The organism is Curtobacterium sp. VKM Ac-2865 (genome assembly GCF_015350905.1).
Taxonomy (GTDB): Bacteria; Actinomycetota; Actinomycetes; order Actinomycetales; family Microbacteriaceae; genus Curtobacterium.
The window spans coordinates 122,459-137,107 of record NZ_JADKRZ010000001.1; the positions used below are offsets into that span (position 1 = coordinate 122,459).

Below are 14,649 nucleotides of genomic sequence, written 5' to 3' on the forward strand. Positions count from 1 at the left end.
CGCGCGGTGCTCGCGGACGGGCGCCCGCGTCAGACCAGCCCGCGCACGCCCGTCGCGACGGTGTCCCACACGGCGAGCAGCGGCTCGCGGGCGAGCCACACCGCGACGCCGTTGACGAGCACGAACAGGACGAACCACACCGCGGCGGGCAGCCGCATCTCGGCCGCGGCGATGTGGAAGTCGGTCTGCACGCGCGCCCCGGTGCCGAGCCACCGTGCGACCTGCACGACCGATCGCAGCCCGTCCACGACGAACAGGGCGCCGACGGCCGCGACGACGAGCACCGTGGCCTCCGACGGACGGAGCGCCACCCAGAGTGCGAGCGCGTCGAAGCCGACGACGACCAGGAGCCCGAACCAGTTGCGCACGAAGACCAGGGCGACGAGCCCGATCACCCCGAGCACCACGACGGGGAGCCACCGGGACCCGTGCAGCACCCCGGTCACGAGCAGCGTGCCCGCCCAGAGCGGCGCGCTGTAGCCGGCGTAGAGGTTCAGCACGCGCACGAGCCACCGGATGCCGCCGGGGACACCGCCGAGCTGCACCCAGGCCTCCCCGGAGCCGTCCGGGCGCAGGTCGATGCGTCGGATGCGGCCGCCGAAGGGCACCACGACGACGCAGTGGCCGACCTCGTGCGCGATCGTCGCGGCGATCCGCGCCACCCGCCCGACGCCGGGGACGAACGGGAGCACGGCGCCGACGAGGATCGCGACGAAGACCAGGGAAGCAGAGGACATCGTCCGCCACCCTGGCAGAGACGGCTAGGAGTGCACCGAGGGGAGCAGCACGACGGCGAGGACCGTCGCCGGGACGGCCACCGAGGTGAGGATGACGAGGAACATCGTCAGGCGGTTCATGCGGGTCTCCCTGGCTATTCGACCGTCACCGACTTGGCGAGGTTCCTCGGCTTGTCGACGTCGCAGCCGAGCTGCAGCGCGAGTTCGCGGGCGAGCATCTGGAGGGGTACGACGGCCTCGAGCGGACCCCACGGCCCGGTCTCGCCGAGCGCGGGGATGTCCGAGCCCGGCCCTCCGATGGTGATGACGAAGCCGCCACGGGCACGGACCTCGGAGATCGCGGCCTGCAGGCGGTGCTCGCCGTGGTCGATGACGACGACGGGCGTGCCCTCGTCGACGAGTGCCAGCGGGCCGTGCTTCAGCTCGCCGGACGGGTACGCCTCGGCCCAGCGGTAGCTGAGCTCCTTGAGCTTGAGCGCCCCCTCGGCGGCGTACGGCAGGCCGACACCACGCCCGAGGAACAGGAAGCCCGTGGCGTCCTTCACGCTCGACACGAGCAGCGGGATGCGGTCGGCCGCGACCTGCCCTGCGGTCGCGAGGCGCATCGGGAGCTCGCGGAGCGACGCCACGAGGGTGGCGGCGTGCATCGGCTCGATGCGACCGGACGCGACGAGCGCCGAGATCATCGCGGCGACCCCGACGACGACCTGGGCGGTGAACGTCTTCGTCGCCGCCACACCGATCTCGGGACCGGCGTGGCAGTCGAGCACGGCGCTGGCGCGACGGGCGAGCGAGGAGTGCACGTTGTTCGTCAGGGCGAGCACCGGGAAGCGGTCCTCGAACCGGTCGAGGGCCCGCAGCACGTCCGCGGTCTCGCCGGACTGGCTGATCGCGACGACGAGGGTGCCCGGGCCGAGGACGACCTGGTCCGCCTCGCTGGCGACGATGATGTCGGTGGGGACGCCGCCGATGCCGCGCAGCGCGGTGGCGATGACCTGCCCCGCGTTCAGCGAGGTGCCGCAGGCGACGATGGCGAGCCGGTGGAACCCGGGCAGGCCGAGACCGATCCACATGCTGCCGTCGGCGGCGCGGGAGGCGATGCGCTCGATGATGCCGGCGACGACCTCCGGCTGCTCCTCGATCTCCTTCGCCATGTGGTCCGGGTGGTCGCCGAGGTCGAGCGCGGCGGCCGCGAACGGCGACGGGGTCGGGAAGGGCACGGCGACCGAGACGCCGTCGGAGGACCAGGACCAGGACTCGCCGAGCTCGACGACGTCACCGTCACGGAGCGCCACGAAGGTCTCGCACCACTCGGCGATCGCGCCGATGTCGCTCGCGACGAAGTCCCCGCGGGAGGCCCGGGCGACGACGAGCGGGGAGCGCTCGGCGGCGACGACCATGCGTCCCGAGCGGGAGTCGAGGACGACGATGGCCCAGGAGCCCTCGAGCTGCGCGGCCGCGATCTGCACGGCGAGCATCAGGTCGTGGTCGACGGCCAGGGCGCGCTCGACGAGGTGGCTGATGACCTCGGAGTCGACGTCGGACCGGAAGACGTGTCCCTGCGCCTCGAGCATCGTGCGGAGGCGCTCGGCGTTCTCGATGATCCCGTTGTGGACGACGCTGATGCGACCGGAGCAGTCCTGGTGCGGGTGGGCGTTCGCCTCGCACACGCCGCCGTGGGTGGCCCAGCGGGTGTGGCCGATGCCGGTCCCGGTGAGGGCGTCGCCGGAGCGGGCGGCGACGAGCGTGCGGAGGTCACCGACGCGGGAGACGGACCGGATGGTCTCGGTCCCGCCGGAGGCCGTCCGCACCGCGATGCCGGCGGAGTCGTAGCCGCGGTACTCGAGTCGCTCGAGGCCGTCGAGCAGGTACGGGGTGGCGTCGTCGGAGACGCGGGCCGCGATGATGCCGCACATCGTGGATCCCTTCGGGTGGGAGGGGTGGGGGGAGCGGGTCGGCACCGACCGCCACTCGGGTCAGCCACGCGATCGGGGTTCGTCGACCTGGACCGCCGCCCGTCCTCGGATCAGGCGAGGACGGACGACGGCGTCCTGGGGTCGATCGTTCGGGTCCGATCGGGGTACCGCGGCCGGCCTCCCGGGGGAGGCGCGGCGGCCGGTGCACAGACAGCATCACCGGCGCGGCTGCCGCCGGACAACGTCCGCCGACGACTGTTGCGGTTCCCCGCGCACCAGGTGCGAGACTGCGGTGCCCGATGCGGGGTCACGCAACCGGTGGACCGAACGGTGGGTGCGCGACCAGCAGACAGACGGGAGGCCCGGTGCCAGCTGGCACCGGGCCTCCCGTGTGTGGATGGGCGGGTTCAGATCACGTGAGCAGCGCGACCAGGTGGGAGCGCGACCGCGCCCCGACCTTGCGGTAGATCTGCGTCAGCCGCAGCTCGACCGTGCGCTGGGACATGTACAGCGACGAGGCGATCTCGCGGTTGCGGTAGCCCTCCGTCACCTTCTGCACCACGGCACGCTCCTCCGCGGTCAGCGAGGTGAGCACTGCCGACGCGTCCGGCGCGCTCCGCGGCGTCCCGGGGGTGCCCGGGGTGGTCGCGGAGAGGAGCACGCCGGAGCGCACCGCACCGGAGAACGGACCGGAGCCGACGACGCCACCGAGGGTGGGCATCGCGACCGTCGGGGCCGGCGTCACGAGCGGACGTCGGAGACCGGCGGCCTCGTAGGCCGCCGCGGCTGCTGCACCCAGGCGGGCACGGTCGGCGGGGGTGCCGACCGCGGCGAGGGCCGCGAACGTCCGAGCACGCTCGAACTGCGAGTCCGCCGGCTGGAAGACCTCGAGGGCACGTCGCTTGGACGCGTCCTTGGTCCCCTCGTCGGCGATGAGCGCCACGCTCCGTGCCAGCACCAGGGCGCCCCAGCGGGACGGCCGGGCGTGGTGGTCAGCGGCGAGCCGTGCGGTGATGTTCCGCGCGTCGTCGATCCGGTCGAGCCGGGCGTAGGCCTCGACCAGGTCCCCGAGGTGCCGGAGCACCGCCGGGTTGCGCAGGGAACGACCGATGGCGTCGGCGGCCTCGAGCGAGGACGCCGCCTCCTCGAGCCGGCCGTCGAGCAGCAGCACGCGGCCGCGCAGGGCGTACAGCTTCGCCGTCGCACCCCACAGACGGCTCGTGGTGCGCTGTCGCAGGCAGTGGTCGACGACGTCGAGCGCGTCGGCCGAGCGACCCTCCGCGAAGTGCCGCCAGGCGATGGCGATCGCCCGGGACGGCTCGCGGAGCCGTTCCACGACCGCCGAGCCGGACTCCCAGACGTCGATCGCACGGAGCGCCTGCCGGAAGTTCCCGGAGCGCACCTCGTTCTCGGCGGACAGGTAGCGCGCCGCCTCGAGCCACACCGGAGCGGTGTCGTTGGCACGGGCGAGCACGAGTGCGAACACGCGGCGGGCGCTGCGGTAGCGCTCGGCGAGGCTCAGTGCGTGCGAGAGCAGCAGCAGTGCCGGGTCGGACATGGCGAGCAGCTTCTGGGCGGCGAGGCCCTCGTGCAGCTCGGCGTCCGGCGGCAGGGTGCCGTCGACGGCGGCGACGAGCTGTCGCGCCGTCGCGAGGACCTCCGCGGTGTGCTCGGAAGCACGGTCCTCGAAGAGCTCGGCGCGGTGCAGCAGGTCACGTGCCTGGTCGAGCTCCCACGCCTCGGCGCGGAAGGACGCCACCATGGCCAGCAGGCCGGCGAGGGCGTCGGACTCCTCGGCGTCGTCCGTCCGGACGGGGACCATCAGCTCGTCCGCGTGGACCACGTCGCCACTGAGGTACTGCACCGAGTACTGCAGGCGGAGTCGTCGGACCTCGTCGCGCAGCTCCTCGAACGGCTTGATCGCCGCGAGGTACCGCGCCGCGTAGCCGAGCAGCCGGTGTCCGAGCAGGACCTCGGCGACGGTCAGCAGTGCGGCGTGCTCGACCTCCGAGCCCGTCCCGACGTGCAGGGCACGCTCGGTCAGGGCGACGGCGGCGTGCGAGTCGCCCTCGGCCGCGTACGACTTCGCCGCGGTGAGCAGTGCGACCGCGTCGGGCGTGTGCTCGACGAAGCTGCTGTGCCAGACGGCGGAGCGGTCGTCGTGCGCCGCCGCGTCCGCTGCCAGCTCGGTGTGCGCCTCGCGGCGGTCCTTCGCGGGCATGCTCCAGTACAGCGCGGAGCGGACGAGCGGGTCACGGACGGCGATCGACTGCCCGCGGAGCGTGGCCAGGCCGGCGCCCACGAGGTCGTCGACGGCGTCCCGGTCCCAGCCGGCGAGCCGGGCCGTCGGCACGAGTGCCAACCGCGCCAGGACGTCCAGATCGCGTCCTGCGGCGGCTTCGAGCACGAGTGCCGCGGCTGCGGCGGTCGTCGGGGTGGGGCGGAGCGGGAGCACGAGCGGCTCGGTGCCGACGAGCTGTTCACGGCGGAGTGCGCCGATCTGCTCGCGGAGGGCTCCGGGGTTGCCACCGGTCTCGTGGGCGAGGACGGCGAGGACGCCGTCGTTCGCTTCTTCCGGGGCCATGTCACGAGCCAGCACGAGTGCCTCGTCCTGCGCGAGCGGTTCGAGCCGCAGCGTGGGGAGGGACGTGAGCGGGCCGTTCGACGGCACACGGCGGACGGTCGCCACGAGGCGGAGCGCCGTGCCGGCGAGCCGTCCCGCGAGGAAGGCGATGAGCTCCTGGCTCTCGGCGTCCATGCGGTCCAGGTCGTCGATGAGCACGAGCGTCGGCGGGAGCGTCAGCGCGTGCACGGCGTCGAGGAAGTCGTGCGCTGCGGCGAGGCCGTCGTCGACGTTGCGGACCAGACGCGCGATGTGCGCCGAGGCCCGGGGGTCGTCGAGGGCGGTGAACAGGGATGTCACTCCCGACATGGGCCAACGGGCTTCGCTTCCGTTGACGCCCAGTCGGACGACGGGGATGGAGACACGGTGCGAGACCGCGTCGAGGACGCTGCTGCGTCCGGAGCCAGGGTCGCCGACCACGACCATCGCAGACTCCCGGGGGAGGACTGCGAGGGCTGCGATCCGGTCGACCTCAGAACGTCGACCGGTGAGTTCCATCAGGACTCACCGGCCTCCGGTACCAGAGGCGGACCAGCGGTCAGAGCGCACGGAGGCGGACCGGCCCAGGACGGGGGTGGTGACCCCGCTGGAGCTCGGACGTGTGGCGGCCATCAGGGAGGCGCCGGGCAGATCGTGGTTGGAATGCGGTCGAGTGAGGGTGCACTCGATCTCGCTCGGGAACGATGAATTCATCGTCTTCTCACCCTTCGGGTTGGGTATCTGACGAACACGACGGGTCTGTGTCAGCTCCGGGACTAGGGATCCCGAGGCGTCGACTGGCCTGCCGTCTGTGAAGGAACCTATCTCAGTAGTTCGACGGGACAGCCGATGCACGCAGTCGGATGTGACGATGGGTCACCCCAGAACGGGGGGTCTTTCCCCCCTCGTGGGGGGCACATGGAGCGATCCAGGGGTCAGAACGGGGGACAGGTCTGTCCCCCTCCGGGCGGACCAGCGGCTGGTCAGCGCCGGATGATCTCGACCACGGCGTCGTGCACCAGGCCGTTCGAGGCGAGGGCGCTGCCGTGCCATGGGCCGGGATCGCCGTCGAGCGAGGTGAAGCGGCCGCCGGCCTCTTCGACGATGGGCACGAGCGCCGCCATGTCCCACGGCTTCAGGTCCGGCTCGCCGGCGACGTCGAGGATGCCCTCCGCGACCATCATGTACGACCACATGTCGCCGTAGGCCCGCGTGCGCCACACCATCCGGGACAGCGTGATCAGCGGCTCCAGCCGGTCGTCCTCGTCCCACTGCTGGATGCTGTTGTAGCTGAGGCTGGCGTCCGCCAGGTCCGCGACGCCGGAGACGTGCAGGGGGCCGTCGAACCCGTGCGCACCGAGGCCGGCTGCCGCCCACCAGCGCTTGCCGAGCGCGGGGGCGCTGACCACGCCGAGGACCGGCCGGCCGTCCACCGCGAGCGCGATGAGGGTCGCCCAGACCGGCACGCCACGGAGGTAGTTCGCGGTGCCGTCGATCGGGTCGACCACCCACTGGCGGTGTCCCTCGCTGAGGGCGTCGGCGCCGGTGTCCGCGGTGGTCTCCTCGCCGAGGAAGGCGTCGTCGGGGCGCTCGGCGGCGATCCGGTCGCGCAGGGCCCGTTCGACCGCCTGGTCGGCGTCGGTGACGTGGGTGCTGTCGGCCTTCCGCGACACGTGCAGGTCGGCGGCCCGGAAGCGCTCGAGGCTGATCGCGTCCGCGGTGTCCGCGAGGGAACGGGCGAAGTCCAGGTCGGCGCTGAGGTCCACGGGACGAGCGTAGCGGGGCTAGGCCGCGACGACCTCCTCCTCCTCGAGCCGGCTGACCTCGCGCGCACGGGCGATGCGGCTGCGACGGGCGACCAGGCCGTGCACGACGACGCAGAGCAGCACGGCCGCGGCGAGCCAGAGCGCCAGCACCAGGGAGCTCCGGCCGAGGGACGCGCCGGGGAAGTACTGCAGGTCCTGCGCGGCCTCCAGCCAGGCGGCGCCGCTCCAGAACGTGTTGAGGGCGGCGAAGAACCCGGGCTGGAACGCCGGCTGGAAGATTCCGCCTGAGGACGTGAAGTTCAGCATCACGAACAGCATCGTCAGCACCGGCGTCGTCCACCGCCCGAGCAACGGGTGCAGCCCGATCCCCAGGGCGATGATGACCGCGTCGTACATCCACGCGAACAGGAACACCTGCCACGTGTGGGTCGTGACGACGCCGTAGACCGGTCCGGCGACGACGGTGCCGATGCCCGCGACCACCCCGGCCGTGGCGAGTCCGACGACCGCCGTCCAGACCGCACCGAGCCGCGTCGCGAAGGCGGCGACCGCGATGGCCGAGGCGTACCCGCCGACGCTCAGCGCGACGAGCAGGAAGAACAGTCCCTGCCCGGTGGTGTCCTGGTCGCCGGCCGGCACGACGTCGACCACGCGGAAGGGCAGGTGCTGGTCGTACGCGATCGGCAGGAACACCTTCTGCGCCGCCGTGGCGGTCGTCTCCGACGCGGCCGTGGAGACGTAGAGCGTGGCGCCCGTCGTCGTCGGGGCGTACACGGCTGCGAGGTCGCGGTCGCGCACCTGACGCTCGGCGGTGGCCGTCGTCGCCACGACGTGGGCCACGAGGGCGCCGTCCGACTGGTCCGTGACCGTCTGCGCGAACACCTGCGCGGTGGGGCCCTGACCGACGATGCCGACGGGGAGCTCTCTCGGTGCGGGGGCGTGGAAGGCGCCGAGGTAGGCCAGGCCCATGCCGGCCGCGAGGAACAGCGGCACGAGGATGTGCGTCGCGAAGGTCAGCAGCGTGCGGCCGAGGCCCGCGGGGCGGAGCACCCCGGGCGCGCGGTGGGGAGGTCGGGGAGCGGCGTGGTGGCTCTTGACGTAGTTGTACTTTGCAACTTCAGACACGTGTGGCGATGCTACGCCCGTGCCGGGGGTTTGTCGACGCGGGACCAGGCGGCTGCGCGGGGCTGCGCGGCGGGACCAGCCCGGCGAGCGGGGCTGCGCGTCGCACGACCAGCCCGGTGAGATAGCACTTCGTGTCGGGTCCGGCCCGGCCGACCCGACACGAAGTGCGATCTCACCGAGGACAACCGCCGGCGGCCACGCCAGCCGCGGCGGGCACGGAACCGCGCGGCTCAGTCGGAACCGGGGTCGTGCGCGCCCATGCCCGTCAGCAGTGCACGGAAGGAGTCCAGCCGCTCGATGCCCGTCGGCCCGAGCTCCCCGGCGGCGACCCGGTCGACGATCTCCCAGTCGTGGGCCTGCGGCAGCGGGATGTCGTCCCGCGGGGGCAGCACCGGGATCGCGTGGGAGGCGAAGGCGCGGAACACGTTCTCGGGCTGCACGTGCCCGAGGCCGAACGACCGCACACCCGGCGTGTCGATGATCCAGCCGCCGTCGTGCACGCGCAACGCGACCGAGGACGACGACGTGTGCCGCCCCCGCCCGGTGACGGAGTTCACGACGCCGATCGCCCGCGTGGACCCGGTCAGGGCGTTCACGAGCGTGGACTTGCCGACGCCGGAGTGCCCCACGGTCACGGTGACCTTGCCGTCGAGCAGCTCGTGCAGGTCGTCGAGCGGGAAGTCGTCCGCACGGCTCGTCACGATCCGCAGGTCCAGGCACGCGAAGTGCGCCAGGAACGCTGTCGGGTCGGCGAGGTCGGTCTTCGTGATGCACAGGATCGGGTCGAGGCCGGCGTCGAACGCCGCCACGAGGTACCGGTCGATCAGCCGCGTGCGGGGCTCGGGATCCGCCGCCGCGACGACCACGAGCATCTGGTCGGCGTTCGCGACGATGACACGCTCGACCTCGTCCGAGTCGTCGGCGCTCCGCCGCAGCAGCGTCGTCCGTTCGGCGACCCGCACGATGCGCGCCAGGGAGCCCTCGTCGCCGGAGACGTCCCCGGTGAGTGACACGTGGTCGCCCGTGACGACGGACTTGCGCCCGAGTTCCCGGGCCTTCGTCGCCGTGATGACGTGCTCGCCGTCCTCGTCGGTCACGAGCACGCCGAACCGCCCGCGGTCGACGTTCGTCACCCAGCCGCTCGGCGCGTCCTCGTACGCGGGACGCGTCTTCGTGCGCGGCCGGTTGCCCTTCGGGTTCGGGCGCACCCGCACGCTCGACTCGTCGTACTGGCCGTAGGGCTCGTCCTCGTCGCCGTCCGACCCGCCGTCGTCGTCCCACCAGCTCATCGCGACACCTCCGGCGACGAGGACGGCGACGCCGATGAAGACGACGCCGACACCGAAGCCGACGCCACGAGCTCGGCCCACAGCTCCGGGAACTGCGGCAGCGTCTTCGCCGTCGTCCCGATGTCGTCCACCGCGATGCCCGGCGTCACCAGCCCGACGATCGCGCCAGCGGTCGCCATCCGGTGGTCCTCGTACGCGGCCCAGCCACCGCCGTGGAGCGGCGCCGGCTCGATCCGCAGGCCGTCGTCGAGTTCGTGCACCGAGCCTCCTGTCTGGTTCACGTCCGCAGCGAGCGCTGCCAGCCGGTCCGTCTCGTGGCCGCGCAGGTGGCCGATCCCGGTGATGGTCGTCGGTCCGGCGGCCAACGCCGCCAGCGCGACGAGCGCCGGTGCCAGCTCGCCACCGCGGGTCAGGTCCAGGTCCAGACCCGGGACGGAGGCTCCCCCTCGGATCCCGACGCCGCCACCGAACACCAGGTCGTCGCCGTCTCGGACCACGGTCGCGCCCCACCGGGGCAGGAGGGTCTCGAGGTCGGCACCGACCTGCGTGGTGTGGGTGGGCCAGGTGCGGATGCGGACGGTGCCGCCGGCGACGAGTGCGGCGACGGCGAAGGGCGCGGCGTTCGACAGGTCGGGCTCGATGGTGACGTCGACCGCGGCGATCGGGCCCGGGTGCACGACCCACTCGCCGACCGCGGGCTCGTCGACGCGGACGCCGCGGGCGCGGAGGGCGGCGACGGTCATCTCGATGTGGGGGAGGCTCGGCAGGCGCTCGCCCTCGTGGCGGAGGTGCAGCCCCTGGTCGAAGCGGGGGGCCGAGAGCAGCAGGCCGGAGACGAACTGGGACGAGGCCGAGGCGTCGATCGACAGCGCGCCGCCGCGGACCGAGCCCGTGCCGGTGAACGCGAACGGCAGTGAGCCGTCCCCGTCGTCGGTGACGTCCACGCCGAGCTGCACCAGGGCGTCGATGACGGGGCGCATCGGGCGGCGTCTGGCGGACTCGTCACCGTCGAAGACGACCGGGCCGACGGCGAGGGCGGCGAGCGGGGGCAGGAAGCGCATCACGGTGCCGGCGAGACCGCAGTCGACGCGGACGTCCCCGGTCATCGGCGCCGGGGTGACCCGGAGGTCGGGGCCGTACGGGTTCGGGCCGTCGGGGTCCGTGCTCGGGAGCTCCTCGATCCCCACGCCGAGTGCGCGGAGCCCCTCGACCATCAGGGCGGAGTCGCGCGAGTGCAGCGGCAGGTGGATCCTGGACGGTCCGTCGGCGAGGGCCGCGAGGACGAGCTCGCGGTTCGTCAACGACTTCGACCCGGGCAGCGAGACGTCGCCGCGGAGGGGCCCGCTCGCGACGGGCGCGACCCACGGGGCCGGACCCGCTCCGGTGGGGGTCTGGCTCTGGGAATGCGTCGTGTCTGCCATCGGTTCACAAGACTACTGAAACGATGTGGAGGACCCGTGGCGACAGCACTCGCACCCACGCGGACACGCTTGCCGGACGCGTCGACGACGCTGCCCGTCGTCCCGACGTCGCTCGCCCTAGACTGGCGGGCGATGACGACCGACGAGCCGCAGGCGACACCGAACGACCTGGTCGAGGAGACCGAGGCCCAGCTCGACGCTGAGGAGGCCGAGGCCGAGGTCGTCGACGCGAAGACCGTGTCGAGCCCCGAACTGCGCCGGCTCTTCGAGGACCAGGCGCTCCCGTTCATGGACCAGCTCTACGGCGCGGCCATGCGGATGACCCGGAACCCGTCGGACGCGTCCGACCTGGTGCAGGAGACCTTCGTCAAGGCGTTCGCCGCGTTCCGCCAGTTCAAGCAGGGCACGAACCTGAAGGCCTGGCTGTACCGGATCCTGACGAACACGTTCATCAACACGTACCGCAAGAACCAGCGGAACCCGTACCAGGGCACCATCGACGAGCTCGAGGACTGGCAGCTCGGCGGCGCGGAGAGCGTCACCCAGTCGGTGTCCGCGCGGTCCGCCGAGGCCGACGCGATCGACCACCTGCCGTCCTCCGCCGTGAAGGACGCCCTGCAGGCCATCCCCGAGGACTTCCGGATGGCCGTGTACTTCGCCGACGTCGAGGGCTTCTCCTACCAGGAGATCGCCGACATCATGAAGACCCCCGTGGGGACGGTCATGAGCCGTCTCCACCGTGGACGCCGGCTCCTCCGGGGGCTCCTGGCGGACCACGCTCGCGAGACCGGTGTCGTTCCGGACGCAGCGTCGACGGCGACGATGCGCGGACGAGGCCGAGGAACTGCTGCGGCGTCGAGCCGCACGAACGGAAAGGGTGCGCGATGAGCGGCTGCGACTGCTCCAAGGCCAAGGCGGAGCTCGAGGAGTTCCTGCACGACGAGCTGCGGCACGAGGACGCCGCGGACATCCGCGAGCACATGGACGACTGCGTGGACTGCCAGACCGAGCACCGTGTCGGCGTGGTCCTGATGGAGACCGTCAAGCGTGCCTGCCGGGAGACCGCGCCGGACCAGCTGCGGAGCGAGATCCTGACCCGCATCCGCGAGGAGCAGTCGACGCACTGACGTCGTCCGGCGGAGTCGCGCACGTCCCGCGTCGGGTCCGCTCAGCGTCCGGCTGCGTACTCGGCCGCGACCGTTGCCGGGTCGAGCACCTGGTCGTGGACGCGGACCGTGTCGACGTCGCCGGTGAACGCCCAGGCGCCGCTGCCTCCCCACCCGCTGAGTGACTGGCGTCCGACGCGCCAGAACCCGCTGTACTGGCGCAGGCTCCTGGCATCGGTGCGGCTGCCCTGGCACTCGCCGTCGAGGTACAGCACCATCGACCCCGGCGTGAAGGTGGCGACGGCGTGGTGCCACTGCCCGTCGTCCACACGGGTGGGTGCGACGACCATGAACTTGAACTGCGAGCCGGACTCCTCGGTGCCGAAGCGCAGGCGTCCGTCTGCGTCGACGAAGAGGTGTCGATCGCGGTAGACCGAGGACAGGTTCTGATCCGACCCGAAGCCGAACACCCGCCCCCCGGCGACCTCGGTGCGGAACCACGCCGAGATCGTGAACACGTTCGGGGCGGCGACCGCCGTGTCCGTGACCGCGTAGCCCTCGGAGCCGTCGGCGGTGAGGTGGACGGACGGGTTCGCTGCGCAGTCGCCGTCGATCCGCGACGCACCGACGTTGGCGAAGAAGCCGTCCGCGCCGTGTCCGCTGACGTCAGCGACCCGCGCACCGTTCTTCTCCGCGAAGTCCCACGCGAGCACGGCACCGGCTGGGTCGTGGTGGAAGCACCCGAACTCGGTGGACCCGAGCGCCGCCGCGGTCGTGGTCGTGCCGGAGAACGACGCGCCCGAGAACGCGGTGGTCACCCCGACCAGCACCACGAGGGCTCCGGCGACGAGGGGGACCGCTGCCGAGCGGGGTGCGTGACCAGGGGTGCCCGGCCGCAGCGGCGTGGTGCGGAGGTCCCAGCGCGGGGCACCGCACCGTCGGCACGGCTCACCGTCGAGGATCGGTCGGTCGAGGCGGGCGAGCAGCAGCAACGCGGCGGCTGCGAGCCCGACGGCGATCAGGTCCGCCCACGCCTGTTCGCCGACCCACACCCGCGGCAGCCCGACGAACGGGAACCGCAGGACCCCGATGCCGAGCACCGCGTCGGGTGCCACCGCCGTCCGGTCGGCGGCCGGGTTGGCGTCGCCGCGGAGTCGGAGGGAGCCGTCCTGTTCCACGCGGTGCAGCCGGTGCAGGCGGAGCCGGTCGTCGTGGTCGGGGTCCTCGACGAGCAGGACACGACCCGGTGTGACGGCGTCCGGCCCGGTCGGCATCGCCGCGACGACGTCGCCCGTCCGGATCGCGGGGGCCATCGAGTCCGACACGACCGTCGTCACGTGCCAGCCGAGGAACACGGGGAGCGTGGACCACAGGGCGAGCAGCAGGACCGACCACAGCACGGTCCTGGCCGTGACCGCGAGGAGCAGCCGCGGGACGTCACCCACGCACCGGCGGTGCCAGGTGGTGATGGTGGTCGACATCGGCTGCTCCTCGTGCTCGGGCTCGGACGGGTGGGACAGGTCGGACGGGTCGGTCAGCGCGTCAGGACGCCGTCTGGGCTTCCCAGACGAACGTCGTGCCGGCCTCGGAGGACTGCGCGGTGTTCGGGGTGTCCTCCGCGAGGTCGTAGACGAACCGGTAGGTGGTGCTCGCGGTGCCCGTGGCAGGCGCCCAGTCGTCGAGCCCCTCGCCGTAGGAGTCGAGGTCCATCAGGCCGGCAAGCGTGCCGTCGTGCACCGTGGACGTCGCGGTGAACGTGCTGCAGTCCCCGGCCGTGCCGAGCGACCCACGCTCGACCGTCATGTTGACGTGCTGCGCGAGGGTGTCCTCGTCCGTCTGGGCGGCGGTGTAGAGCTTGACGGTCGTGGGGTTCGTCGTGGTGGCCGTGACGGTGATGCAGTTCGAGCCGGTGGACCCGGGGACGAGGTCCTCGGCGTCGAACAGCGCGACACCCTCGTCGTTGTCCGTCAGCGCCACGGCACCGGTCCGCCAGCTGTTGCCGGCGTTGTCGGTGGAGGCGGAGAACGCGGCGTACGACGCGGTGGCGATGAGCGCGCCGCTCGCGACGACGGCGAGGGGGAGTGCGATCCAGGCGGCGGTGCGACCGTGGCGGGAGGAGATGTGCATGGCTGTCCTGTCGGTGAGGTCACCCGGGTTGGTGACATACCAGCAGCGTATATGAATATCAGTTGCGATGGAACCCTCGTCGCAACACGATCCACGGCCCGGGTAGGGTCACGGACATGAGCCTCTCCGTCGAGTCGATCACCAGCTGGTCCGACCCGGACGTCGACGACGTCACCACCCTCGTCCGCCTCCTCGGGCACGACGCCGACCCCGTGGGCATGCGGGAACGCCTGGAGCGGCTCACGCCCGAGGCCGGCCACCGGACGTGGATCGTCCGGGACGACGCCGGCCGGGCCGTCGCCGTCGCGGGAGCGCAGGTCACGTGGGCGTACGCCTCGGACGAGCCGACGGCGCAGCTGCTCCTGCTGGTGGTCGACCCGTCAGCCAGGAGGCTCGGCACCGGTTCCCTGCTCATCGGCACCTTCGAGACGTGGGCCGCCGAACAGGGCGCGCGACGGCTGTCCGCCGTCAGCGCGGCCGCCACCGACAGCGCGCACCGGTTCTACCAGAAGCGCGGGTACCACGACTCCGGGGTGCGGTACACGCGCATCGTGTGACGG

At 72.5% G+C, this 14,649-nt stretch carries 12 protein-coding genes; 3 read left to right on the plus strand and 9 right to left on the minus strand.

The window, feature by feature from the left end:
• Positions 1 to 29: 29 nt before the first annotated feature.
• From ITJ54_RS00555 to aroA, 7 genes are all read right to left on the minus strand, one after another.
• On the minus strand, positions 30 to 737 hold the full coding sequence (locus ITJ54_RS00555; protein ID WP_194625422.1) for a M50 family metallopeptidase: 708 nt from the start codon (positions 735 to 737) through the stop codon (positions 30 to 32).
• Between the two features lie 134 nt (positions 738 to 871).
• Positions 872 to 2,653, minus strand: a complete 1,782-nt coding sequence (glmS, locus tag ITJ54_RS00560; protein ID WP_194625423.1) for a glutamine--fructose-6-phosphate transaminase (isomerizing) — start codon at positions 2,651 to 2,653, stop codon at positions 872 to 874.
• Between the two features lie 412 nt (positions 2,654 to 3,065).
• Positions 3,066 to 5,774 carry a helix-turn-helix transcriptional regulator gene (locus ITJ54_RS00565; protein ID WP_194625424.1) on the minus strand — a complete coding sequence of 903 codons (2,709 nt, stop codon included), beginning with the start codon at positions 5,772 to 5,774 and terminating at the stop codon, positions 3,066 to 3,068.
• A 464-nt stretch (positions 5,775 to 6,238) separates the two neighbouring features.
• The gene (locus tag ITJ54_RS00570) at positions 6,239 to 7,021 is read right to left on the minus strand and encodes an inositol monophosphatase family protein (RefSeq protein ID WP_194625425.1); all 783 of its coding nucleotides are present in this window, start codon (positions 7,019 to 7,021) and stop codon (positions 6,239 to 6,241) included.
• A gap of 18 nt (positions 7,022 to 7,039) precedes the next feature.
• On the minus strand, positions 7,040 to 8,146 hold the full coding sequence (locus ITJ54_RS00575; protein WP_194625426.1) for a hypothetical protein: 1,107 nt from the start codon (positions 8,144 to 8,146) through the stop codon (positions 7,040 to 7,042).
• 230 nt (positions 8,147 to 8,376) lie between these two features.
• The gene (rsgA, locus tag ITJ54_RS00580; protein WP_194625427.1) at positions 8,377 to 9,435 is read right to left on the minus strand and encodes a ribosome small subunit-dependent GTPase A; all 1,059 of its coding nucleotides are present in this window, start codon (positions 9,433 to 9,435) and stop codon (positions 8,377 to 8,379) included.
• Positions 9,432 to 10,856, minus strand: coding sequence for a 3-phosphoshikimate 1-carboxyvinyltransferase (gene aroA, locus ITJ54_RS00585; protein ID WP_194625428.1), 1,425 nt, complete (start codon positions 10,854 to 10,856; stop codon positions 9,432 to 9,434). The genes rsgA and aroA overlap by 4 nt, the downstream gene beginning before the upstream one ends.
• A 132-nt stretch (positions 10,857 to 10,988) precedes the next feature.
• Between aroA and ITJ54_RS00590 the strand changes: the two genes are divergently transcribed.
• The gene (locus ITJ54_RS00590) at positions 10,989 to 11,744 is read left to right on the plus strand and encodes a sigma-70 family RNA polymerase sigma factor (RefSeq protein ID WP_194625429.1); all 756 of its coding nucleotides are present in this window, start codon (positions 10,989 to 10,991) and stop codon (positions 11,742 to 11,744) included.
• Positions 11,741 to 11,983: an alpha-ketoglutarate decarboxylase gene (locus tag ITJ54_RS00595; protein ID WP_194625430.1), complete on the plus strand. Its 243-nt coding sequence runs from the start codon at positions 11,741 to 11,743 to the stop codon at positions 11,981 to 11,983. The genes ITJ54_RS00590 and ITJ54_RS00595 overlap by 4 nt, the downstream gene beginning before the upstream one ends.
• A gap of 41 nt (positions 11,984 to 12,024) precedes the next feature.
• Here the strand turns inward: ITJ54_RS00595 and ITJ54_RS00600 are convergent, their stop codons facing one another.
• Both ITJ54_RS00600 and ITJ54_RS00605 read right to left on the minus strand, forming a co-directional pair.
• Entirely contained in the window at positions 12,025 to 13,443 is a 1,419-nt protein-coding gene (locus ITJ54_RS00600; RefSeq protein WP_194625431.1) for a LamG-like jellyroll fold domain-containing protein, read from the minus strand.
• 61 nt (positions 13,444 to 13,504) lie between these two features.
• Positions 13,505 to 14,089 carry a hypothetical protein gene (locus ITJ54_RS00605; protein WP_194625432.1) on the minus strand — a complete coding sequence of 195 codons (585 nt, stop codon included), beginning with the start codon at positions 14,087 to 14,089 and terminating at the stop codon, positions 13,505 to 13,507.
• A 116-nt stretch (positions 14,090 to 14,205) separates the two neighbouring features.
• Between ITJ54_RS00605 and ITJ54_RS00610 the strand changes: the two genes are divergently transcribed.
• A complete protein-coding gene (locus ITJ54_RS00610; protein ID WP_194625433.1) occupies positions 14,206 to 14,646 on the plus strand; it encodes a GNAT family N-acetyltransferase in 441 nt (146 codons plus the stop codon).
• Positions 14,647 to 14,649: the final 3 nt, after the last annotated feature.